Annotated in this window: 21 protein-coding genes; 13 read left to right on the forward strand and 8 right to left on the reverse strand. The window is 41.6% G+C overall.

The features are described 5' to 3' along the window. Window positions 1-185: 185 nt before the first annotated feature. Window positions 186-1241, reverse strand: coding sequence for a glycosyltransferase family 9 protein (locus BLP81_RS10755; RefSeq protein ID WP_093368492.1), 1056 nt, complete (start codon window positions 1239-1241; stop codon window positions 186-188). A gap of 198 nt (window positions 1242-1439) precedes the next feature. Between BLP81_RS10755 and BLP81_RS10760 the strand changes: the two genes are divergently transcribed. The 10 genes from BLP81_RS10760 to BLP81_RS10805 are packed head-to-tail and all read left to right on the forward strand — an operon-like array spanning window position 1440 to window position 11782. Continuing rightward, window positions 1440-2135, forward strand: coding sequence for a hypothetical protein (locus BLP81_RS10760; RefSeq protein ID WP_093368495.1), 696 nt, complete (start codon window positions 1440-1442; stop codon window positions 2133-2135). Between the two features lie 3 nt (window positions 2136-2138). Continuing rightward, a complete protein-coding gene (kynU, locus tag BLP81_RS10765; protein ID WP_093368498.1) occupies window positions 2139-3410 on the forward strand; it encodes a kynureninase in 1272 nt (423 codons plus the stop codon). Next, window positions 3400-4824, forward strand: a complete 1425-nt coding sequence (locus BLP81_RS10770) for an FAD-dependent oxidoreductase (RefSeq protein WP_093368501.1) — start codon at window positions 3400-3402, stop codon at window positions 4822-4824. Before kynU ends, BLP81_RS10770 begins: the two co-directional genes overlap by 11 nt. 3 nt (window positions 4825-4827) lie before the next feature. Next, window positions 4828-5715: a bifunctional 5,10-methylenetetrahydrofolate dehydrogenase/5,10-methenyltetrahydrofolate cyclohydrolase gene (locus BLP81_RS10775; RefSeq protein WP_093368504.1), complete on the forward strand. Its 888-nt coding sequence runs from the start codon at window positions 4828-4830 to the stop codon at window positions 5713-5715. A 54-nt stretch (window positions 5716-5769) separates the two neighbouring features. Then, on the forward strand, window positions 5770-6855 hold the full coding sequence (locus BLP81_RS10780; RefSeq protein WP_093368507.1) for an amidohydrolase family protein: 1086 nt from the start codon (window positions 5770-5772) through the stop codon (window positions 6853-6855). After that, window positions 6855-7496: an O-methyltransferase gene (locus BLP81_RS10785; RefSeq protein WP_093368510.1), complete on the forward strand. Its 642-nt coding sequence runs from the start codon at window positions 6855-6857 to the stop codon at window positions 7494-7496. Before BLP81_RS10780 ends, BLP81_RS10785 begins: the two co-directional genes overlap by 1 nt. Before the next feature lie 56 nt (window positions 7497-7552). After that, the gene (locus BLP81_RS10790; RefSeq protein WP_093368707.1) at window positions 7553-9940 is read left to right on the forward strand and encodes a TonB-dependent receptor; all 2388 of its coding nucleotides are present in this window, start codon (window positions 7553-7555) and stop codon (window positions 9938-9940) included. A 3-nt stretch (window positions 9941-9943) separates the two neighbouring features. Beyond that, window positions 9944-10753, forward strand: coding sequence for a DUF4249 domain-containing protein (locus BLP81_RS10795; RefSeq protein WP_093368514.1), 810 nt, complete (start codon window positions 9944-9946; stop codon window positions 10751-10753). Then, complete coding sequence (murQ, locus tag BLP81_RS10800) at window positions 10753-11574, forward strand: N-acetylmuramic acid 6-phosphate etherase (protein WP_093368517.1); 822 nt, start codon at window positions 10753-10755, stop codon at window positions 11572-11574. Before BLP81_RS10795 ends, murQ begins: the two co-directional genes overlap by 1 nt. Next, window positions 11558-11782 carry a DUF6095 family protein gene (locus BLP81_RS10805; RefSeq protein WP_093368520.1) on the forward strand — a complete coding sequence of 75 codons (225 nt, stop codon included), beginning with the start codon at window positions 11558-11560 and terminating at the stop codon, window positions 11780-11782. Before murQ ends, BLP81_RS10805 begins: the two co-directional genes overlap by 17 nt. 9 nt (window positions 11783-11791) lie before the next feature. On the opposite strand, the gene BLP81_RS10810 is transcribed toward BLP81_RS10805, so the two are convergent. Further along, the gene (locus tag BLP81_RS10810) at window positions 11792-12661 is read right to left on the reverse strand and encodes a sterol desaturase family protein (RefSeq protein WP_093368523.1); all 870 of its coding nucleotides are present in this window, start codon (window positions 12659-12661) and stop codon (window positions 11792-11794) included. A gap of 163 nt (window positions 12662-12824) precedes the next feature. Between BLP81_RS10810 and BLP81_RS10815 the strand changes: the two genes are divergently transcribed. Continuing rightward, on the forward strand, window positions 12825-13583 hold the full coding sequence (locus tag BLP81_RS10815) for an SDR family NAD(P)-dependent oxidoreductase (protein WP_093368526.1): 759 nt from the start codon (window positions 12825-12827) through the stop codon (window positions 13581-13583). Between the two features lie 3 nt (window positions 13584-13586). Here BLP81_RS10815 and BLP81_RS10820 read toward each other — a convergent pair whose 3' ends face one another. Beyond that, window positions 13587-14030, reverse strand: a complete 444-nt coding sequence (locus BLP81_RS10820; protein WP_093368529.1) for a methyltransferase family protein — start codon at window positions 14028-14030, stop codon at window positions 13587-13589. Between the two features lie 121 nt (window positions 14031-14151). Here BLP81_RS10820 and hemN point away from each other — a divergent pair, with 121 nt between their 5' ends. Beyond that, window positions 14152-15495 carry an oxygen-independent coproporphyrinogen III oxidase gene (gene hemN / locus BLP81_RS10825; RefSeq protein ID WP_093368531.1) on the forward strand — a complete coding sequence of 448 codons (1344 nt, stop codon included), beginning with the start codon at window positions 14152-14154 and terminating at the stop codon, window positions 15493-15495. A 10-nt stretch (window positions 15496-15505) separates the two neighbouring features. Beyond that, a complete protein-coding gene (locus BLP81_RS10830) occupies window positions 15506-16339 on the forward strand; it encodes a universal stress protein (protein ID WP_093368534.1) in 834 nt (277 codons plus the stop codon). A 72-nt stretch (window positions 16340-16411) separates the two neighbouring features. Here the strand turns inward: BLP81_RS10830 and trxA are convergent, their stop codons facing one another. From trxA to gltB, 5 genes are all read right to left on the reverse strand, one after another. Continuing rightward, on the reverse strand, window positions 16412-16711 hold the full coding sequence (trxA, locus tag BLP81_RS10835) for a thioredoxin (protein WP_093368537.1): 300 nt from the start codon (window positions 16709-16711) through the stop codon (window positions 16412-16414). A 40-nt stretch (window positions 16712-16751) separates the two neighbouring features. Further along, a complete protein-coding gene (locus tag BLP81_RS10840) occupies window positions 16752-18035 on the reverse strand; it encodes an acetyl-CoA hydrolase/transferase family protein (protein WP_093368540.1) in 1284 nt (427 codons plus the stop codon). Between the two features lie 147 nt (window positions 18036-18182). Then, the gene (locus BLP81_RS10845) at window positions 18183-18581 is read right to left on the reverse strand and encodes a hypothetical protein (RefSeq protein WP_093368543.1); all 399 of its coding nucleotides are present in this window, start codon (window positions 18579-18581) and stop codon (window positions 18183-18185) included. Window positions 18582-18609: 28 nt separating this feature from the next. Next, the gene (locus tag BLP81_RS10850; protein ID WP_093368545.1) at window positions 18610-20067 is read right to left on the reverse strand and encodes a glutamate synthase subunit beta; all 1458 of its coding nucleotides are present in this window, start codon (window positions 20065-20067) and stop codon (window positions 18610-18612) included. After that, entirely contained in the window at window positions 20067-24578 is a 4512-nt protein-coding gene (gltB, locus tag BLP81_RS10855; RefSeq protein WP_093368547.1) for a glutamate synthase large subunit, read from the reverse strand. Before gltB ends, BLP81_RS10850 begins: the two co-directional genes overlap by 1 nt. Between the last annotated feature and the right edge of the window lie 41 nt (window positions 24579-24619).

Below are 24619 nucleotides of genomic sequence, written 5' to 3' on the forward strand. Positions count from 1 at the left end.
TTAGGCTACGCCCTTAAAAAAGAGGGCAGAGCCCTCAAATCTTCGTAAAACATGCATAAAATATATGTACCAAGGGGCAGAGCCCTGGCATCTATATCGGTGAAAGATTAAAGAATTGGCCTAAAACCAGATTACAACTTATAGATCACCGTAAACTTCAAAGGTCTTAAGATGAGTTTTAAAACTCAAATTATAGGTGTAGAAAAGTTCAGCTTTTCTGTAGAGGTCCTCAGGATTTGGCAAATGTCTTCTGCGCTTTTCTGGTTGGTATCAATCCCTAAACAGGCCACGTTATAAGGCTCGTACATCGCTTTTACGGTGACATTAAACAACCCAATGGTAGGTGTGTTTGTCGCTGCAGCCAGATGCATGATCCCGCAATCTCCGGTAATGAAAAGCGACGTCTGAGAGATAAACGATGCCAGTTCTCTGATGTTTTTACTATAAAAAGCGGGGATTTTAAAGTCTAAGGACGACACATTTTCTACCGGCAAAGCTTCAATGATGTTATGATCGGGATACTCTTTTTTTAAGGCCAGATAAAGATGATTCCACCATACTTTTGAAAAGCATTTTTTACCTGTCGCAAAGGTGTACAGGCAAATCGTGGGTTTATTTGAATCAGCATAGGTCGCCAGTAATTGTTTTCCCTGACCTAATTCTTTACCGGTCATTTTAAGTTCTAAATCCGGCAGTGATTTCTCTACAAGAGACTGCTTCAGAAAGTAGCGTAAACTGTAAATGGGATATTTTGAGATATGAGCGACATCAGCCGCATCAAAAAGCTTCATTTCTCGCTCGTACCCGAAAAATTTGTGTTTAGCTCTCGCAACTTTGGTTGATAAACGTCCGGAGGATGAAGAGGCTTCCGCATTGATCACCAGATCATAGCTGTGCTGTCTCAAACTAAACCACGAGTTCAAATAACGACCCAGTTCTTTAAAGTGCTGTTTAGGTAATCTGATGATCTTATCGATATACTCATAGTTTTCAAAAAGAACTTTTCCCAGATTACCTTTGAGGTATAAATCGATTTTGGCCTCGGGAAATTGCAGATGCACTTCTTTTATCAAGGGCATAATAAGCAATTGATTGCCAAGCCGATGGTTTGGGCGCGTAATTAAAACACGCTTTATCTCATCCGGATTGAAAAGGCTGATGCTTTGCTGTTTGAGTAGTTTTTTGGTTACCGATTTGGTTGCTTGTTTACGAACAACATTAATTCTATTTTTTAAACTCAAGTCATACCAAATTAGATTTTTTTAGGGTGGCAATATTAGTGAATATTAAAAATTAATTGTCCCAGATTTCAAAGTATATTATAAATCAAAATAAAATCAACAGTAAAGCATCCTTACACCTGTTAAATAAATTCTTCTCCAAATCATTTTATTTGTAGAAGCCTTTTGCATCACCTAACTTTACTCAAAAATAAACTTATGAAACATTTTTCCCTTTTATTAGCATCCCTTCTGCTCCTGGTAGCCTGCAACCAGAAAAAAGATAAGTCAGAAGATTCAACTACAGAGACGACTTCTGAAGTTACTTCAGAAAAAAACTGGAGCATTCTGGAAGAAATTGCCTATGCCAACGGTTACGAGAACTGGTCTGAGGTAGATTCCATTTCCTACACCTTCAATGCACAAAGCGGCGATAATATCTCCAGCCGTTCCTGGAAATGGAAGCCTAAAACAGGCGAGGTGTCATTGTCGACTCCAGACACTACCCTTACGTATAACACCAATGGCTTTGAAGAAGAAATCGCTTATGTAGACAGAAGATTTGTGAATGATAAATACTGGTTGTTGTTCCCGTTTCAGTTGATCTGGGATGAAAATTTCAATTATGAAGTTGCGGAGCAGGTCGTCTCTCCGGTTTCGGGCGAAATGATGCAGGAAATCGCCATTATGTATAAAGATGAAGCAGGTTATACCCCTGGAGATACCTACCACATTTATGTAGATAAAGATAACATGATACGTGAATGGTCCTATACCCCAAGTGGAAGCGATGAACCAAGACTGGCAACCACCTGGGAAGATTACCAGGACTTCAAAGGCCTCAAGATTGCTGAAATGCATAACACCAAAGAAGGCCAGTTTAAAATTTTCTTTACCGATATAAGCGTCAATTAATTTATGAAATACGACAATTCCAGGGCTTTTGCAGAAGAACAGGATCAAAATGATCCTTTACACCACTTTAGAAATCAGTTTCACTTCCCGGTCAAAGCAGACGGTTCTCCCAAGATTTATCTGTGCGGAAATTCTCTTGGGCTCCAGCCAAAACAAACGGCCGACTATGTTCAGCAGGAATTAGACGACTGGGCCAGATTTGGGGTGGAAGGACATACGGATGCCAGAACTCCCTGGCTGACCTCCCATGAAGATTTAGCTATCCCCATGGCTAAAATCGTGGGTGCAAAACCAGAGGAAGTCGTCATCATGAATACCTTGACGGTCAATCTTCACCTGATGATGGTATCGTTTTACAAACCGACTGGCAAAAAATTCAAAATCCTGATCGAAAGCGATGCGTTTCCTTCCGATAAGTATGCGGTGGAGTCTCAGCTGAAATTTCACAACATCGATCCTAAAGAAGGCCTGATTCTCTGGAATCCCAGACCCGGAGAACACCTTTGCCGACACGAAGATTTTGAAGAGCTTCTGGAAACCCATAAAGATGAAATTGCTTTGGTGATGGTAGGCAGCACCAACTACTATTCCGGTCAGGCCTTTGACCTGCAACGCATTGCCAAAGGCTGTCAGGACGAAAACATCACAGTGGGTTTCGACCTGGCCCATGGAGCCGGCAACATTCAGCCTAACTTACACGACATCGGCGCTGACTTTGCCGTGTGGTGTACTTATAAGTATTTGAATTCCGGGCCTGGTAGTCTTGGGGGTTGCTTTGTTCATGAAAAACACATTCAAAATCAAAGCCTCAATAAATTTGTAGGCTGGTGGGGACATAACAAAGCATCACGATTCAATATGCGTAAGGATTTTGATCCTACCCCAACGGCAGAGGGCTGGCAGTTGAGCAATCCACCGATTTTATCCCTGGCCGGAACACGCTCATCTTTGGATCTGTTTGAAAAAGCGGGTTTTGATAAGCTGAGAGAAAAGTCGGTGAAACTGACGGGTTTTCTTGAATTTTTAATTGATGAACTCGATCATGAGGGTATTTCGATTTTGACGCCCCGGTCACCGGAAGAACGCGGATGCCAGCTATCTATCCAAATGAAAAATGCCGAGCGTTCCCTGTTTGATCAGCTCACAGCAAAAGGCCTTGTTGCCGACTGGAGGGAACCCGATGTGATTCGCATTGCTCCTGCCCCGCTTTATAATTCATTTACAGACGTCTATGAATTTGTACACCTTTTAAAACACTGTCTACATGACCACTAAAGAACATATACTCATCATCGGTGCCGGACTTTGTGGTTCACTCCTCGCATTGAGGCTCGCGCAGCTGGGATATCCCGTGACGCTAACTGAAAAGCGATCAGATTTACGCAAAGCGAAACTGTCCGCCGGCCGCTCCATCAATCTGGCCTTATCCAACCGGGGGCTTAAAGGGCTAAAAATGGTAGGTCTGGAGAAAGAAGTGGAAAGCCTTTGTATCCCGATGTATGGTCGAATGCTACACAACCCCCAGGGTGAGATGCAGCTTTCAAAATACAGTGGCAGAGAGGGTGAATACATCAATTCCATTTCCAGAACGGGGCTTAACGCCCTGCTTTTAGACAAGCTGGAAACCTATCCCAATGTCGAGATTCAATTTGGAAACACCTGTACCCACGTGGACCTGAAGCAGGCAAACGCCAGTTTTAAGCAGGCAGAGACACACCCGCCTGAATCTGGTAGTCGGACAGGTTCAGAATTTACCCTGCAGGCCGATTATATTATCGGGACAGACGGCGCGGGTTCTGTGGTGCGACAGCAGATGGAAAAGGAAAAAGGATTTTTATTTAGTCGTTCTCAGGATTTCCTGACCCATGGCTATAAAGAACTGACCTTTCCTGCATCCAAAGACGGTGATTACGCCACGGAAAAAGGGGCTTTACACATCTGGCCACGAGGTGAGAACATGCTGATTGCCCTGCCCAATATGGATAAGAGCTTTACGGTAACCTTGTTTCTGGCTTATGAAGGCGGTAAATACAACTTCAATAATTTGACTACTGAAGAATTAGTTGAGGAGTACTTTAAGGAAGTCTATCCGGATGCTTACCAACTGATGCCCGATTTAAAAACTGATTTTTTTGAAAACCCAACAGCCCCGCTGGGCACCATTCGCTGTTTCCCCTGGACCTATGGAAAAACCCTGTTGATGGGAGATGCGTCACACGCTATTGTTCCGTTTTACGGACAGGGCATGAATGCCTCTTTTGAAGATGTGGTTGAGTTTGATAAGATGCTGGCAGACTCTGATTTTGATCTTGAGGTCACTTTTGAGCAGTTTAGCAAACACAGAAAACCCGATGCAGATGCTATTGCTGATTTGGCCCTGGACAATTTCCATGAAATGAAATCGCATACGGCCGACAAAGTGTTTTTAGAAAAGCGAAAACTGGAACTGGATTTTGAAAATGAATTTCCTTCAGCATATTATTCCAAATATGCGCTGGTCACGTTCAGGGAAGATCTGCCTTATTCGAAAGCCATACGTCAGGGACGAGCTCAGGATCTGGTGATTCAGGAAATGCTGAGAAAAAATATCCTGAAACCTGAGATGAGTCTTAAAGAAAAATTAAATTTGGTCCTTGAAGTTTCCGAAAAAGCGGAACACGACGAACTGATTTTTGACCTTAATTCATAAGCCATGAAGTTACTAGACGGTAAAGCAGTCTCCAAAGAAATCCTAAAAAAAGTAAAAACAGATATAGACCATCATATCGAAAAAAAACATCTGGGCTACAATTTGTCCCGGCCAAGCATAGCTATTGTTATGGTGGGTGAAAATGCGGCAAGTGAGTCTTACGTTCGTGGAAAGATAAAGGCATGCGATAAAGCTGAGATCAATCACAAAGTGATTCGGTTTGAGGAGTCTATTTCTACCTTTGAACTGATTTCAGAAATCAAAAAATTGAACAAATCCCATTTTGACGGGTTCATCGTTCAATTACCACTCCCCGACCATATCGATCCTAACTCCATCATCAACGAAATCAGTGCCTATAAAGATATTGACGGGTTTCATCCCCTCAATTTTGGAAAAATGGCTTTGGGGCAAAAATCGATGCGTCCGGCCACGGCTTACGGCATTTTGAAACTGCTTCAGCATTATGATATTCAAACCAACAGTCAGCATGTCGTCGTGATTGGAAGATCCAATATTGTTGGAAAACCCATTTCCATCATGCTGGGAAATGACTTTGAAGTGGGCCGTTCTACGGTAACCTCCTGCGATATTCACACCCCAAAAGCGCTGCTCAAAGAAGAATCCCGGAAAGCGGATATTGTTATCGTGGCTGTCGGAAAGCCTGGTTTTTTGACTTCAGACATGATCAAGGAAGGGGCCGTGGTGATCGATGTGGGCATCAATCGTTTAGACTCAGGCAAACTGGTTGGGGACTGTGATTTTGAGGACGTTTCTCAAAAAGCAAGTTACCTCACTCCTGTTCCGGGAGGCGTAGGCCCTATGACTATTGCCGGACTTATCCTCAACACCTATGAGGCCTGGAAGATGAAAAATCTGATAGAGGATTAGAGGGAGAGATATTAGAAGTTAGAAGTTAGATAGTAGAAAATTTAAAACATAGAGATGTCAAAACGAAAACTAAGAATCAACGGTCATTCTCATCTGCTTCCTTATCCTGAAGAGATTCCGGATTTCATGCGTGAAAAGGAAATTTTCTGGATCGATGATGATAAAAAATTCATGCTTCAAAAAGGCTGGAAGCGTCCGGTTACCGATTCTAGTTTTTTTCTTAACGAGAAGCTGGAATGGATGGAGCGTTACAACATCGACCATGCCGTTGTTCTCAACTTATCTCAGCTATACGGAAACGGGCTTCGCGTGGAAGAAATGAAAAAAGCCCTGCGTTTTCAAAATGACTTCAATGCCAAGATTCAACAAAATCACCCCAATAAATTCACCTGTGGATTTGTCGTACATCCCGGTTTTGTGCGAGGTGCCCTTTGGGAAATCGAGCGCTGCGTGGAGGAGCTGGATCTAAAATTGCTTTGTCTGCCGACTCACTATATGGATAGCATAGGTACCTGGCGATGTATTTTTGATGAAGAAAATGAACCCATTTTTGAACTGGCGAGCAAGTATAACCTGGCCGTTGAAATTCATCCCTATGACGGTGAAAAATTCATCAAACTCGAAAACACATCCTGGCGCTTTCACCTCATCTGGATGCTGGCTCAGTGTGCCGATGCGTATCATTTTTTAACCCTGAACGGCTACCCGGACAAGTATCCCAATATGCGCGTGTGTTTTGCACACGGAGGTCAGCTGGCACAAATCAATCTGGGCAGACGTATTCAGGGTTTTGATGGTCGGCCAGATTTATTTGAAGGTAAAGTTCACCCCCGAAAATCGGTTGGACATAAAAATATATTCTTTGACACCCTGGTTCATGATACCCGGTCTTTAAAACTGCTTTTAGAAAACCAGAAAAGCTCCCAGATCCTCGCGGGTCTGGATGATCCCTATCCACTGGGCGAAATGGAAAGCGAGCCCCAGTCGTCCTATCCTGGGAAGATTCTGGACCTGGCTTTAGAGCAAAAGGTCATCACCGAAATAGAAAAAGATGAAATCTGGTCGGATAACGTTCTGCAGTGGCTTTTTGGTGACGATCAAAAGAAAAAAGAAGAATTAGTCAATAAGATCATCAGTTAATGGATTTTATTTCAAAAGAACTTCAAACTTATGTTGAAGCTCATACTGAAGATGAGCCTGAATTACTTCAACGCTTGACCAAAGAAACCTGGCAAAAAGTGCTTCAGCCCAGGATGCTGAGCGGTCACTATCAGGGCAGAATACTAAGCTTGATCTCGAAGCTGATTAAGCCTGCATCCGTTTTAGAAATAGGCACCTATACCGGATATTCTGCTTTATGCCTTGCCGAAGGTCTTTCAAAAGGAGGGAAAATACATACCATAGACCGCAACGAAGAGCTTTACGATTTGCAAAGAAAATACTTCGACCTAAGTGGACATGGACAGCAGATTTTTCAATATACCGGGGATGCCAGGCAGATCATCCCGGAAATCCATGCTGAATTTGATCTGGTTTTTATCGATGCCGATAAGACCTCTTACCCTCTCTACTTTGAATTAATCATTGATAAACTGAAGGCGGGGGGACTCCTCTTATCGGACAATGTGCTGTGGAGCGGCAAAGTTGTAGAAGAGCTAAATCCTAAAGACAAGGACACGAAAGCTTTACTGGAATACAATCTGAAGCTTAAAGAAGACCCCAGAATAGAGACTGTTTTACTCCCCGTACGAGATGGATTCACCATTTCACGAAAACGCTAAACCTCAGTGAAAATTTTTGGTTTTATTTAATGGTTTTTTCAGAAGTAATACGTGACATGTTAAATATATTTGACAAAAAACAAACCATCAGATTTCTATCTTTTTTCCTGTTTTTGTGTATGGTGCAACTTGGCTTCGGCCAGTCCTATGAATTGGCAGGAACAGTCACGGACGATTCCGGTGAACCTATAGCTGGAGCAAGTATCTTAATTGCTGAAAAAAATAGAGGAACGGTTACCGATAAAAAGGGAGATTACACCATACAACTTGGTGAAGGTACGTATATCGTGAAAGTCACGTATCTAGGCTTCAAAACTGTTGAAAAGCAAATCAATCTAAATTCAGATAAAACACTAAACTTCTCTCTTATTCCGCAGACGGAAGACCTGGAAGAAGTCATTGTTACCGATAACATAGAAGGCATCAACATTAGAGATCCTGAAATGAGCGTGGGTAAACTCGATGCTTCCAGCATTAAAAAAATTCCTGTCATTTTTGGCGAAGTGGACTTGATTCGGTCTTTACTTCAGCTTCCTGGAGTTTCCAATGCCGGTGAAGGTGCTTCGGGCTTTAATGTAAGAGGAGGAGCTACAGATCAAAATTTAATATTGATAGATGATGCTTTGGTTTATAACTCGTCCCACCTCTTTGGTTTTTTCTCTATTTTCAATGCAGATGCGGTAGATTATTTAAAGCTTTATAAAGGCGGTATTCCAGCTAATTACGGCGGAAGAGTTTCCTCAGTTTTGGATATCAAACAAAAAACAGGTAACACCCAAAGGCTTAAAGGTGAGGGTGGCATTGGAGTCATTTCAAGTAAATTAACGCTTGAAGGGCCAATTCAAAAAAACAAAAGTTCATTTTTACTCAGTGGTCGCGGCACCTATGCGCATTTATTTTTAAAACTGACGGATAATGCCAACTCCGCTTATTTCTATGATTTAAATACTAAACTGAACTTTAATATCGATGAGAAAAATTCTCTGAGTTTCTCCGGATATTATGGTTTGGACTATGTCAATATCAATGATAGTTTTACCAATATTTACGGTAATGCTTTTGGCATTTTAGACTGGAAACATAAATTCGATAAAAACACCAGTTCAAGATTGAATTTTTCCTTCAGCCAGTATAACTATGAGCTCGATTTAGCCCTGGTGGGCTTCAACTTCAAAAATAACATTTCCAACTTTAATGTGAGTTATCAAATTGACCAGGTCGTCAATCCTGCTTTAAGCCTTTCCTACGGATTAAGCTCAATCCGATATCAGGTTAACCCCGGTGAAATTGTACCCACCATACCCGACTCTCCTATAAACCCAAGAAGCCTGGATAATAAATATGCCTTCGACAATGCTGCTTTTATTTCTGTGAGTCAGTCCCTGAGTGAAAGGATAAATATCCAGTACGGCCTGAGACTCAGTGCTTTTTTGAGAATGGAAGACGAATCAATCGATATCTATACAAATGATAATCCGCTGTTGTACGATGAAATCCGGGATATTTATGTGGAAGCCGAACCCATCGAAACTATTGATGGTAACACTTCCGAAGTAAATGAAAGTTTCATCAATCTGGAACCTAGGTTTGGAATATCTTATCTTTTGGATGACGACACCTCTATTAAAGCAAGTTATAACAGAATGGTCCAAAACCTCCACCTGCTCTCCAATACATCATCCCCTACTCCATTTGATGTCTGGACTCCAAGTGGTACCTACATCAAACCTCAGAAATTAGATCAATATGCCCTGGGCTACTTTAAAGATTTTAAAAACCTCCCTTTTACGCTGGAAACCGAAGTGTTCTATAAATACATCGATAACAGGATTGATTATATAGATGGCGCCAATTTAATTGCCAATGATGCTATAGAGCGTGTCATCCTAAATGGTGAAAGCAGAGCTTACGGACTGGAGTTTTATCTTAAGAAAAATACGGGAAGACTCACGGGCTGGCTGTCCTATACCTTATCCAGAAGCGAGCAGCGCACTCCCGGAAGAACGCCTGATGAAATCGGGATCAACAACGGGAACTGGTATCTCAATGGATACGACAAAACCCATGACATCTCTTTGACCAGCAGCTACGAGCTCAATGATAAGTGGCAATTGAACAGTAATTTTGTGTTACAAACCGGACGTCCGGTCAATTTTCCAGTAGGTCAGTTCGAATTTCAGGACCTGAATATTCCTGTGTTTGAAGGAAGAAATTTAAACCGGTTACCCACTTTTCACAGACTGGATGTATCTGCTACTTACACGCCGGAACAGGGAAAAAAGAACTGGTCTTCGTCGTGGAATTTTGGAATTTATAATGTGTATAACCGAAGAAATGCGGCTTCGCTCAACTTTGAGCAAAACCCTTCCACAGGACAGAATGAAGCCGTAAGATTTTCTATTTTTGGGATAGTCCCTTCTGTGAGTTATAGCTTTAAATTTTAAATGATGAGAAAACTCTTGTTTTTACTAAGTTTTGTTTGTGTGTTCACAGCCTGCGAAGACGTTGTGGAAGTCGATCTGGAAGAAGCCAAGTCAAGACTTGTAGTGGATGCTATTTTGCAGTGGGAAAAAGGATCTACTGGAGCAAACCAAAGCATAGAGCTTAGCCGGACTCGTGGTTTTTTTGAAGAAGAACCCATTCCGGTTTCAGGGGCTAAGGTTGTGGTAAGCAATAGTTCCGGGCTTGAATTCACTTTTGTGGAAACATCTCCAGGTGAATATGTCACCGGTAATTTTCAACCCGCACTGAATGAGCTTTACAGCTTAAGCATAGAAGTGAATGGGAGCGTCTATTCAGCAGAGGAAAGCCTGAAACCTGTAGTTCCCATAGATTTTATAGAACAAGACGATGCAGGCGGATTTTCCGGGGAAAATATAGAACTAAAAGTTTTTTATACAGATCCTGAAGGCATTGAGAATTATTATTTATTCAAGTTTTTCGCTCCATTCTTGGCTTTCCCCGAGTTTGATATTAACGATGATGAATTTAGTGATGGTAATCAGATATTTGATATCTTTTCTGAAGAAGACCTGGAGCCTGGAATGCCTGTAACCATTCAGCTGCATGGAATTTCAAAAGGCTATTATAATTTCCTGGAGATTTTACTGGCCCAGGCGGGAAGTGCTGGTGGTCCTTTTGAAACCCAACCGGCTACAGTCAGAGGGAATATCAAGAATAATAATGATGCTGACGAATTAATTTTTGGTTATTTTGGACTATCAGAAGTAGATGAAGTCATTTATACCGTTCAATAATGAGTAAAGAATTTCAAAAGATCACAGAGCAGTCTTCAAAGTACAGACATCTGGAAAACATGTCGACCCATGAACTTCTGGAAAATATGAATACAGAAGATCAGTTGGTGCCATTAGCTGTTCAGAAAGAAATTCAGGCCATTGAAAGCCTGGTGGACGTGATCGCAGAACAACTTCAGAAGAGAGGAAGGTTATTCTACATCGGGGCAGGAACCAGCGGCAGACTCGGCATACTGGATGCCAGTGAGTGCCCGCCCACCTTTGGAGTTTCTGCTGACCTGGTCAACGGCCTCATCGCCGGGGGCGATAAGGCGATAAGAAAAGCGGTAGAACATGCCGAGGACGACACCGATAAAGCCTGGAAAGACCTTGAAAACCATCACATCCATAAAGAAGATGTGGTGATAGGTATTGCTGCTTCTGGAACTACCCCCTATGTTATTGGCGGCCTGAAAGCCTGTCAGCAACATGGAATCATAACCGGCTGTATAGTTTGTAATCCCAATTCACCCATTTCAAAAGTTTCCGATTTCCCGATCGAAGTTATCGTAGGACCTGAGTTTGTCACCGGGAGTTCCAGAATGAAAGCTGGGACAGCACAAAAACTGGTCCTGAATATGATTTCCACCTCAGTGATGATCAAACTGGGGCGAGTAAAAGACAACAAAATGGTAGATATGCAACTGAGCAATGCCAAACTCAAAAAGCGCGGAAGCCTTTTGATTTCTGAAGCTTTAGGAGTTTCTGAAGAAAAAGCTGCAGAATTATTGAAACTCCATGGAGGTGTAAGAAAAGCAATTGACCATGAAACACACCAATAAAGAAACCTTGGCCAAAGGCGTAAGATTTCTGGCCGGGGCTTTACCCCTGGCCTTTATAGGCCCTGCTGTGGTTTTTAGTGCCTTCAATAATCAGGATAAACCTTTGTACTGGTTTATTCTGATTTTGGGAATTTTAGCCTGTGCGGGAGCTATTTATTTAATGTTTCGGGGTATTAAAACCCTGATGAGAGCCTTGTTTGACGATTGATACAGGAATTTACTCCTTAAATGGCTTCTTAAGCTGATTCCAAAAGTCCTGAGGATAGTTTTCATCATTTTCAAACCCAAGTTCAATATCCTTTCCATTCTCAGGAACATGAGCTGTTCCAAAGAGATAATCCCAAAGACTCAAGCTTAAGCCGAAATTCATGCCGAAGGGATGCTCAACCGGTAAGGCTTTAGAATGATGCCAGATATGCATTTTGGGATTGTTAAAGATGTATTTAAAAGGGCCATAGTCCCAGCCCAGATTGGCGTGATTGAGGTGACCTATCAAAACGCCAAACATGTGTACGATAAAAAATTCCTGGATCCCAAAGCCAATCATGGCCAGAGGAATATACTGAATCGCTTTATAAATGAGGGTTTCCATAAAATGAAATCTGAACTGAGCAGCAAAGCCCATTTCTTTGACGCTGTGATGAACTTTATGAAACTTCCACAACCAGGAACGTTTATGCAACTGAATATGTACATTCCATTGTATAAAATCAGCTACCAGAAACAGGATTAAAAACTGAGACCAGATCGGGAAATTCTGAATATGAAAGGCTATTATATTTTCAATACCGAATAGACCCAGAAAATCATTAAACAATTCTACAAATACGTTGGATATCGCATTATAACCTATGAGCGAAAAAATAAAGAAATTGAAGAACACATAAAAAACATCAAGCCAGAAGCCCTTGCGAATAATTTTCTGATCTTTTCGCCAGGGAATGATGATTTCCATAGATAGCACCAAAACCGATAGACCAATCAGCCACCAAAAGTAATTGGTGAGCGATGGGTTTTGAATTTCATTCATCAGGTAGTTAAAATAACCCGAAAATGAATTCAAAAAAATGTCTGTATATTTTTCCATAATCTGTTGCAAATTTAAATCCTCCACTTGAGTTCTTATGTATCATAAATCACAATAGTCTTTTAAATTTTAAACTGATAATTAAGCTTTATTATTTTTTAAATTTACCCTGTCATCCTATTGAAAAGTCTTATTTTTAGACGAATCGAATACAAACCAAGCCATGGATTTTAAAAATAAAAATGTTTTAATCACAGGAGCTTCAAGAGGAATAGGTAGAGCTACCGCTATAGCTTTTGCCAGCAAAGGGGCTAAAGTAGGGATCAACTTTAAAAGCCGAATCGATGAAGCTGAAAAAACACTTGCCGAACTTTCTGGAGACGGACATGAACTTTTTCAATACGACATTTCAAAAAAAGAAGAAGCCGCAGCACTCATCGGTGATTTTATAAATAAGTTTGACAAAATAGATGTGCTGGTTAATAATGCAGGAATTGCGATCTCTCACAACCTGGAGGAGGTAAACTTTGATGACTGGACGTCGGCCTGGGAAAAAACGCTGCAAACCAATCTTTTCGCTGCAGCGAACCTGTCTTATATCGTGGCCCGGCATATGATTAAGGCTGGAGGCGGAAATATCGTTAATGTGTCTTCCAGGGGAGCTTTTCGAGGTGAGCCTGAGCAGCCCGCTTATGGCGCAAGCAAAGCCGGTCTTAATGCCTTAAGTCAGTCCCTGGCCAAAAAACTGGCTCCCCATAAGATTTACGTTGGCGTGGTAGCGCCCGGGTTTACAGAAACAGACATGGCAACCGAAACCTTAACTCCTGATGAAAGAGAGACCATGCTCAATGAAACTCCGTTTCATAGGATGGCCAAACCTGAAGAAGTAGCGCATGCCATTTTATTTCTGGCCTCAGATGAAGCTGCTTACTCATCCGGGAGCATCATTGACGTGAATGGGGCAAGTTATCTGAGAAGCTAGCACTTAAAATTTGGGGTAAAACCGGCCGGTCTTTGATTTGTAGGCTTTATAATCGTCAAACATAGATTCAAGAAGGGATTCTTCATAGTTTGTTTTGTAATAAAACAAGACTAAAATGGCCAGACTGATGCAAAGCTTATAACCATCACCCAGCCAAAACGAAAAGCTGAACATAAAAATCAAAATTCCTGTATACATAGGATGTCGGCTTAGCCTGTAGGCTCCGTTAGTGATGAGTTTGGAATTTGGCTTAGGGGTGGGAAATGGAGACAGATGCAAATTCATTTGCAAAAGCGCTGCCACGGAAATAACGACACCCACCATACCGAGATAAAACCACAGGAAATGCTCCATAAAGCTGATCGAAAACCAGTGAATGTCGAGAAAAAATGCCAGTATCAATAAAAACTGAACAGCGACCAGACTTATGTCTTTGATTTTGGGCATGTGGTCTTTTTATACAAATATACCAATCCTTTTTTGCACTATTTTGTTTTTTTACAGTTTGCTGATTATTATCATTTTATGAGATTAAAGCGCTCAGTATTTTTGAATAAAAGCAATGTACATGCAAGCCTTAATTCAGAAATACAATGTTCCGGGACCCAGATACACAAGTTACCCAACGGTTCCCTTTTGGGATGAATCCACTTACACTAGATCTTCATGGATCAAAAGTTTACAAAAAGAGGATGCATCACGTGAAATAAGCTTGTACATCCACCTTCCATTTTGTGAAAGCTTATGTACGTTTTGTGCCTGCAACAAACGCATCACCAAAAGACACGAAGTTGAACTTCCCTATATAGAAGCCTTATTGAAAGAATGGAGCATGTATCTTGAGATTCTTCAGGAAAAACCAGTTTTAAAAGAAATACATCTTGGAGGAGGAACCCCTACTTTTTTCGATCCAGAGCATTTAAAATATCTTTTAGAAACCATCAAGGGCTCCTGCGAACTGCCGGAAGACATTAGCTTCAGTTTTGAAGGACATCCCAACAATACCACAGTAAATCATCTTAAAACCTTAAGCAGTCTCGGCTTTGACCGGGTGAGTTATGGCATTCAGGATTATAACCCCAAAGTCCAGCTCGCTATACACAGAATACAGTCTTTTGAAACCGTCAAAAGCATCACAGAGCAATCCCGTGCTTTCGGCTACAAGTCTGTGAGTCATGACTTAATTTATGGTTTACCAATGCAAACCCTGGAAGATGTCATCGCTACCATAAATAAAACCACCGCCTTGATGCCAGACCGCATTGCCTTTTACAGTTATGCCCATGTTCCCTGGACCAAAGGAAACGGTCAGCGCGGCTATGATGAAAAGGATTTACCCTCGGCAAAATTAAAACGCCAACAGTATGAGATGGGTAAGAAAATGCTTGAAGAAAAGGGCTATATCGAAATTGGTATGGATCACTTCGCTTTACCAGAGGATGAAATGGCCATCGCTTTTCAAAATAAAAGCCTCCACAGAAACTTTATGGGGTATACCACAACCAAAACCGACAAAATGATTGGACTTGGTGTTTCTGCCATCAGCGACAGCTGGTTTGGCTTTTCTCAAAATCAAAAAAACCTGAATCAGTATTACGACAGCCTGACACAAAATGAATTACCCGTGTCCAGAGGTCACATTTTAGATGAAACTGATCTTATAATCAGAAGAAAAATCTTAAATTTAATGTGCCACTTTGAATCGAATCTGGATGGATTAGATATAAATACCCAATTAGAGATAAAAAATGACTTAGCCGAATTTGAATCTGATATGCTATTGACAGTGCAAGATGACTTTATCCGAGTAAACCCCGCTGGCAAAGCTTTTATAAGAAACATATGTATGGCATTTGATTTAAGGTTAAAAGCTAAAAAATCAGAATCACAATTATTTTCAATGACTATTTAAACCTACCACTATGAAAAAAATACTTGTTCCCGTTGATTTTTCAACACCCTCCGAAAACGCACTTAAGGTTGCGGCAGAGCTTGCCAAAAGAAACGATGCTGAGCTTCATGTATTACACGTGATTGAACTTGCAGAATCGCTTTTCGGCGCAGAACAGTTTAATGTCAATGACGAACAGATCGTTTTCTTCATGAAACTGGCCAAGGAACGTTTTGAAAATTTCTTAAAAAAGGACTATTTGAAAGGCATTGATCTTATAGATCACGTTGAACCTGGATCTACTTCCATAGCCATCAGCGAAGTCGTGGAAAAAAATAATATCGATATGATCGTAATGGGCTCCAGTGGTTCATCAGGTTTAGAAGAGATCGTCATCGGCTCAAACACTGAGAAGGTTGTCAGATATTCTGAAGTTCCTGTCCTTGTCGTTAAAAATGAGATTAAAGACATCTCTATTAAAACTGTAGTTTTCGCTTCTGATTTTGAATTAGAAAATATTGAACCCTATAGAAAAGCAAAAAAATTTGCTGAGAGTTTTGATGCAAAAATGCAAATGCTTTATGTGAATTTACCTGGGAATCAATTCAGCAGTACCCTGGAAATTCAAGAACAGATGCGCGTGTTCCTCAACAAAGTGGAAATGCCACTTAACAAAAAAAATATTGAAATCTTCAATGATTACAGCATTGAACAAGGAGTTATTAATGGTGCAGAATATCTTAAGGCCGATCTGATTATTATTCCAACGCACGGAAGAAAAGGACTTTCCCATTTCTTTAACGGCAGTATCAGTGAAGATGTAGTCAATCATTCAGATCGTCCTGTCCTGACATTAAAGATTTAAATTTGATAAGCCTTTTTAAACCAAAAAAGCACCTTTTAAAAGGTGCTTTTTAATGTAATGTCTAGAAATAATTTAAGAATTGGACTGTATCACCTGAACAATCTCATCTTTTTGCAGGACTCCACTTTGTCTCCACTTTTGTTCTCCACTTTTGAAAATAATCATAGTTGGCACGCCTCTTACCTGGTATTTGGCAGCTAACTGTTCGTTTTTATCAACATCGATTTTGATAATTTTCACTTTATCTCCAAGTTCTTCTTTGACCTCTTTTAAAATGGGGGCCAACATCTTGCAGGGTCCACACCAGTCTGCAAAGAAATCGATTAAAACGGGAGTTTCACTTTGTATAATTTCATTAAATTTCTGGCTCATAAGTATATATTTAAAATATTAACTGGATAAAATCTACTCTTTACACAGATTTAAAACGCTCGTAAGCAGCCTTGGTCAGACGCTCACGCTGATCTGGATGGGCAATGGAGATTAAGGCTTCCGCTCTTTGTTTTAAATTTTTGCCGTAAAGATTAACCACACCATATTCAGTAACAATGTAATGAACGTGAGCACGTGTTGTCGTCACCCCTGCGCCTTCATTTAAGAAAGGCGTTATCTTAGAAATGCCTTTATTGGTGACCGAAGGCATGGCAATGATAGCTTTACCTCCATCAGATAACGAAGCGCCACGAATAAAATCCATCTGACCTCCCACGCCCGAAAACTGCATTTTTCCAATAGTATCCGCACAAACCTGACCTGTAAGGTCAATTTCTATGGCCGAATTGATTGCCGTTACCCTGGGGTTACGTCTAATAATCGCCGTATCGTTGGTGTAAGCGGCTTCTTTCATGTGCACCAAAGGATTGTCATCCATAAAATCGTAAAGTTTTTGAGACCCCACTGCAAAACAGGTTACAATTTTACCTGTTTTTACTTCCTTCTGACTTCCGTTAATCACACCGCTTTCTACCAGCGGCAAAATTCCATCTGAAAACATTTCGGTATGAATACCGAGGTTTTTGTGGTTTCCTAAATTTTTGAGGGCAGCATTGGGAATACCGCCAATTCCCATTTGTAAAGTTGCCCCATCTTCAACAAGACTAGCCACATTGGCACCGATTTTACTTTCCAGTTCAGATACCGGTGCCTGTTCATGACCAAATATGGGCTCATCGACTTCTATTGCAAAATCCAGTTCATTCAGGTGAATAATGCCATCCCCATGAGTTCTAGGGACTTTGGGATTGACTTGCGCAATCACCAGTTTTGCTGTTTGAATGGCTGGAATTGTAATATCCACAGATACTCCAAGCGAGCAAAATCCATGTTTATCTGGTGGTGAAACCTGAATAAAGGCAACATCCAGTGGCAAAATTGAACGCCTAAACAGTCTGTGAATTTCGCTAAGAAAAATAGGGATATAATCTCCGTTTCCTTTTCTCAACGAATTCCTTACATTTCCGCCTACAAAAACACTGTTTATTTTGAAAGCTTTAGAATATTGCTCTTCCGAGTATGCCGCCTGTCCTTCGGTATGCATGTGCATGATTTCAACATTTTCCAAAGATTCATGTCTGGAGACCAAAGCATCTATCAATTTTAAAGGGGTCATTGCAGCACCCTGAATGAACACTCTATCTCCTGATTTTACTTTTGAAACAGCCTCTTCAGCTGTTACTTTATTGAGTTGATATATCATATCTTTTGATCTTATGTTAAATAACAAAAATACAGACTCAAGTGCAAGTTGGCTATGACTTGAACAAAGATTTATATGATTTCAGTCAGTTTTAAGAAAGGTTTTTAAAGCCTAAAGTAAACCGCGATAACTTCCGAAGAAAATGAATCAGTCCTTCTGAAGCTGGCTCCAGCACCACACCTGCGCATCTTTGTAAGTCGAAAACACTTCATAGGGAACAGGCTGCTTTTGAAGCAGAAAAATCATCTTCAAGACCCATTGTATGGTTTTGTTTGGAATGACGTAAGCAGTTCCTTTGCAGTAGTCCTGCATCAGGCTTGTATTTTCCTTTAACCAGTTGGCCTGCAGTATCTGATGAGAAATCCTGGGCACAACCGCTTGGCTGGCATCAAAAACAATAGCCAATTTTTGCTGGGCAAAATAACAGTCATCCAATTCCTTTAGGTAAGCCTTAAAATTGGCATTGGTGCTTTTTTCTCCTGTGAATGTCACCGTGATAAGTGGAAATGCTGTTTGGTCAACCCTGGCGTATGAAGTCGTTTTCAAAATTTTTCTCTAAAATAAAAATAAACTTTTAAACTTCAAGGCTTAAAAAGGAATCATTCTTAGAAGGCAGCTCTGTACTCCCCATCAGGTACTCGTCTACTTCCCGTGCGGCTTCTCTTCCTTCCGAAATAGCCCATACGACCAAAGACTGCCCCCTGCGGGCATCTCCGGCTGCAAAAATGGATTCTACATTGGTTGTATAATCAGTGGAATCTATAATTCCAGATTTGGTTTGAGAAACACCAAGATGCTCCAAAAGAGAACTTTCCGGCTGAGTAAAACCAACAGCCAGCAAAGCAAGCTCACAGGGAATTAAACGTTCTGTACCTTCTATTTCTTTCATCTGTTGTCTTCCGCCTTCATTAACCCATTCCAGATCTACAAGCTTGATGTGGGTAAGTTCAGCTCTATCATTACCTATAAATGCTTTAGTCAGGGTGCTCCATTTTCGTTCGCCACCTTCTTCATGAGACGAAGAAGTTCTCAGGGTCATGGGCCACATTGGCCAGGGGTCGTTTTCTCCTCTTTTGCTTTGTGGTTTGGGCATCAACTCGAGTTGCAAGACCGAAGCTGCTCCTTGCCTGTGGGAAGTTCCAATACAGTCCGATCCCGTATCTCCTCCACCGATAACAACCACGTTCTTGCCCTTTGCTGAAATCTTGTCGTCAAATTTGATTCCTGCTATCTCTTTGTTTTGTAAGCTCAGGAAATCCATCGCATAATGAATGCCTTTAAGCTCACGACCGGGAATAGAGAGGTTTCTGGGAACCGTAGAACCCGTACAAACCACTATAGAATCAAAGTCATCCTTAAGCATATCCGGATTGATGGTTTTTCCAACCTCAGCATTCACTTTAAACCGAACACCTTCCTCATCCATGATTTGGATTCTACGATCCACCACCCATTTTTCTAGCTTAAAATCCGGAATACCATACCTCAGCAAACCACCTATAGCCGGATCTCTTTCGTAAACCGTCACCCAATGTCCTGCCTTATTGAGCTGATCGGCTGCGGCCAATCCCGCCGGACCTGAACCGATCACTGCTACTTTTTTTCCTGTCCGCTGTTTTGGAGGAGTTGCTTTGATATAGCCTAGTTCATGCGCTTTTTCTGCAATTGATTTTTCTATATGTTCAATCGCCACAGGAGGCTTATTGATGCCTAATACACAACTGGCTTCGCAGGGTGCCGGACAAATACGTCCTGTAAATTCGGGAAAGTTGTTGGTAGAATATAAAATCGAAGCTGCATCCTTCCAGTTTTCATCATGAACGGCTTCGTTGAATTCCGGAATGATGTTACCCAGCGGACAGCCCGAATGGCAAAACGGAACCCCGCAATCCATACATCGGGCCGCCTGAGTTTTGGTCTTTTCTTCTGGAAACGGCTCAAATATTTCTTTAAAATCGCCTATCCTTAGTTCCGGGGGTCTGCTACTTGGCAACTCCCTGTCATGTTTCAAAAATCCGTCGTGTTGTCCCATTAGGCTACTATTTTTTGTTCTTGTTTTTCTTTTTCTTCCAAAATACGCTTGTATTCGTGTGGAATGATTTTGACGAATTGCGTTTTCATGGCTTCAAAATCATCCAGAATCCCTTTAGCTTTTTGACTCCCGGTCAGTTGAAAATGGGTTTCTATTAAGCTTTTAAGCTCGTTAAAGTTATCTTTTGAGGGCGTTTCCAGGCCGACCATAGCAATATTGCAGTTCTTCTTAAAGCTGGCTTTCTCATCCAGTACATAAGCAATACCTCCGCTCATTCCAGCAGCGAAATTTTTACCGGTTTCTCCCAAAATCACAACTTTACCGCCTGTCATATACTCGCAGGCATGATCTCCAACCCCTTCCACAACCGCTTCCACTCCAGAATTCCTGACGGCAAAACGCTCGCCAGCCATGCCGTTGATGTAAGCTGTTCCTGAAGTTGCTCCGTAAAAAGCCACATTGCCTACGATGATATTTTCTTCTGATTTAAATCCAGCTGACTTAGGGGGGTAGATGATCAATTTTCCGCCAGACAAGCCTTTACCAAAATAATCATTGGATTCTCCTTCAATTTCAAAGGTGACTCCCTTGGCTAGAAAAGATCCAAAACTCTGTCCTGCAGAACCTTCAAATTTAGAATGAATTGTATCGTCTTTCAATCCCTCTGCTTTGAATTTTTTACTGATTTCATTGGATAAAATAGCTCCTGTAGCCCGATCTATGTTTCTGATGGAATAGGATTTTTTGACCTGAGTTCCCTGTTCAAAAACAGGCCTGGCATCGTCAAGAAGCTGCCGGTCCAGGACGTTATCGATTTCATGGTCCTGTTCTATCTGTTTAAAAACACCCACCTGTTCTGCGATGTTCTCCTGGTATAAAATCGGGCTTAAATCCAGGTCTTTCAATTTCCAAAAAGGGACGTCCTTGCTTATTTTCATCACTTCCGAATGACCAACCATAGCATTGATGGTTTTAAACCCCAGTTGGGACATGATTTCCCGCAGATCTTCCGCCAAAAATCTAAAGTAATTGACCACATGGTCTGGATTACCCGTAAATAGTTTTCTCAGTTCCGGATTTTGTGTGGCCACCCCCACAGGACAGGTATTGGTATGGCATTTTCTCATCATGATACAGCCTTCCACAATCAATGCGGCTGTGGAAATCCCCCATTCTTCAGCGCCTAGTAAGGTGGCTATGGCTATATCTCTTCCCGTTCTCAACTGACCATCGGCCTGAACCGTTATTCTGCTTCTTAAATTGTTTTTTACCAGCGTTTGATGCGCTTCAGAAAGTCCCAGCTCCCAGGGTAATCCGGCATGCCGAATGGAACTTAACGGAGAAGCTCCGGTACCCCCGTCGGCCCCGGAAATTAAAACGACATCGGCATTGGCTTTAGAGACCCCAGCGGCTACAGTGCCAACTCCCGCCTGGGAGACCAGTTTTACATTGATTCTGGCATGTCTATTGGCATTTTTTAAGTCGAAAATAAGTTGTGCTAAATCTTCGATGGAATAAATATCGTGGTGCGGTGGCGGTGAAATCAATCCAACGCCTGGCGTGGAGTGCCTTACTCTGCCAATCCACTCATCTACTTTATGGCCTGGTAACTGACCTCCTTCTCCCGGTTTGGCTCCCTGAGCCATTTTAATTTGTAATTCCTCGGCATTGGTGAGGTAATAACTGGTCACCCCAAATCGGCCTGAGGCTACCTGCTTAATCGCTGAACGTTCCCATTCCCCATTGGGTTTTACTTCAAATCTGGCTTCGTCTTCACCGCCCTCTCCACTATTGCTTTTGGCACCAATTCTATTCATAGCTATCGCTAAAGTAGAATGGGCTTCATGGGAAATGGAGCCAAAAGACATAGCCCCCGTTGCAAAGCGTTTCATGATCTCTTCTGCAGGTTCCACTTCAGAAAGCGGTATGGGCGTTCGTTTTTTAAATTCCAGTAAACCTCTTAAGGTCAGCGTATCTTTAAGTTGATCGTTGACCGTTTTGGCGAATTTTTTATACAGTGAAAAATTGTCTGTTTGCGTGGAACGTTGAAGCAGGTGAATGCTTTCCGGGTTAAACAGATGCTTTTCACCTTTTCGCTTCCACTGATAAACGCCACCAACTTCCAGGCTTTTTTTAACCTCTTCATTTTGGGGATAGGCCTTCTGATGCCTTACCAAAACCTCGCGGGCTAAACCATCAAAGTCGATACCTTCTATTCTTGAAATCGTGCCTTTAAAGCATTTTTCTATCACCGTAGTATGCAAGCCCAGTGCCTCAAAAATCTGAGCACTTTGATAAGACTGCACCGTACTGATTCCCATTTTTGAAAGAATTTTCAGCAAACCATAACCTATAGCCTGCTGATAGTTGGCCTGGGCCTTCTCTATACTGATGTCTGCATCAAGTTTTCCCTGAGTTTGAAGATGATCTATGGATTGAAGCGCTAAATAAGGGTGAACAGCGCTTGCTCCATAACCGATAAGCGTGGCGTAATGATGCGTTTCTCTCACGTCTCCCGCCTGAACCACTATACCGGATTTGGTTCTTAAATTCAGTTTGACCAGGTGGTGATGTACTGCTCCGGTAGAAAGTAATGAAGGAATGGGCGCCCGTGTTTTGCTTATAGGCTTATCGGTTAAAATAAGAACTTTTTTACCCGATTTCACAGCATCTTCTGCAGCTTTACAGGCCGCATCGATACCTCTTTCCAGGCTTCCCGGTTTTCCATCTGCATCAAATACACAATCGATAAAGGCATAATCAAAGCCTTTATCCTTTAAATTTTTGAACTTTTCAATATCAGAGTCCAGCAATACGGGCTGGGAAATATGTATCTGTTTGGTATGCAATTCAGTTTCGTCAAGAATATTCAGACTTTCTCCTACTCTTGTGAATAAGGACATAACCATTCGCTCTCGAATAGGATCTATAGGTGGATTACTCACCTGTGCAAACAATTGCTTGAAGTAATTGGCCACATGCTGGCTTTGCTTGCTCAAGATGGCCAGTGGCGTATCTGCTCCCATAGAGCCAATCGGTTCTGTTGCCCTGACGGCCATATCAGCCAGAATAACTTTCAATTCTTCTGAAGTATAGCCGAAGGCATTTTGGAGATGAAGAAGCTGTTCACCGGTAAGCTGCTCTTTTTCAAATTCGGGTACAGGTTGCAGCCTTAATTTGATACGCTGATTAACAATCCACTGCTGGTAAGGTTTATCCTTAACAATTCGGTTTTTGATTTCATCATCATAAAGCACTTTATTTTGATTCAAATCAGCCAAAATCATACGTCCCGGCTGAAGTCTTCCTTTCTTAATAATTTCTGAAGATTTTACCGGAAGTGCTCCGGCTTCAGAAGAGATAATGAGACGATTGGTAGACGTAATGCAATATCTTGAGGGCCTTAATCCGTTTCTGTCCAAAGTTGCGCCTACGCGTTTACCATCTGTAAAAATAAGGGCTGCCGGACCATCCCAGGGTTCCATAATGGAAGCATGGTATTTGTAAAACGCCTTTCGCTCTGGATCAATAGATTTATTGTCCTGCCAGGCTTCCGGAACAAGCATCATCATGACATGTTCCAAGGGGCGGCCGTCCATGACCAGCATTTCAACAAGGCTATCCAGGTTGGCAGAATCTGAATGTTCCGGATTGGTTACGGGTAATAAGCGCTGAAGGTCCTCCTCCGAAAAGACTTTCGATTTGAAGTTAGCTTCCTTAGACTTCATTTTAGTCACATTCCCGCGAATGGTATTGATTTCTCCATTATGAGATATAAAGTGAAAAGGCTGAGCCAGTTTCCAGTTGGGAAAGGTATTGGTAGAAAATCGGGAATGTATAATAGCAAAAGCAGATTTAAAATTTGGATTTCTTAAGTCCTCATAATAGTCTCTGAGCTGACTGGTTCTGAGCTGTCCTTTATAAATGATCGTCTTTGCAGACATACTACAGACATAAAAAGCCTTATTATTTCCCTGAACATGATGTCCTATATAATGCGTTGTATAATTTCTAAACACAAAGAGTTTTCGTTCCAGGTCTTCCTCAGACATATTGTTTTTGGGCTGAATAAGAATCTGCTGAATCGAGGGCTCTACGGGTTTTGCTCCCATCCCAGGCACTTTGGAATCCACAGGAACTAAACGATAACCCAGGATTTTGAGATTTAGCTCCTCTGCATGTTTTTCTAAAATACCGATGCATTGATTAGCAACACTTTGAACTTTTGGAAAAAAAAGCATTCCTATGCCTATGGGTTTTTCAGGATCGGTATCCGCATGAATTTCTTCAGCAATTTCTTCGATAAAATCATTATCGATTTGAATAAGAATACCAGCACCATCCCCTGTTTCCGGATCGGAGCCAGTCCCTCCGCGATGCTCCATATTCTCCAGCATGGTTAAGGCATCATCAATCACTCGATGTTCTTTTTTACCATCGATATTTATGACGCTTCCAATACCACAGGCATCATGTTCAAAACTCTCATCATACATGGATTCTCTCTTCATAACAAACTACTATTCTAAGGATTATTTCCTAAAACTAGTTA

The organism is Psychroflexus sediminis, from assembly GCF_900099815.1.
GTDB classification, from domain to species: Bacteria; Bacteroidota; Bacteroidia; order Flavobacteriales; family Flavobacteriaceae; genus Psychroflexus; species Psychroflexus sediminis.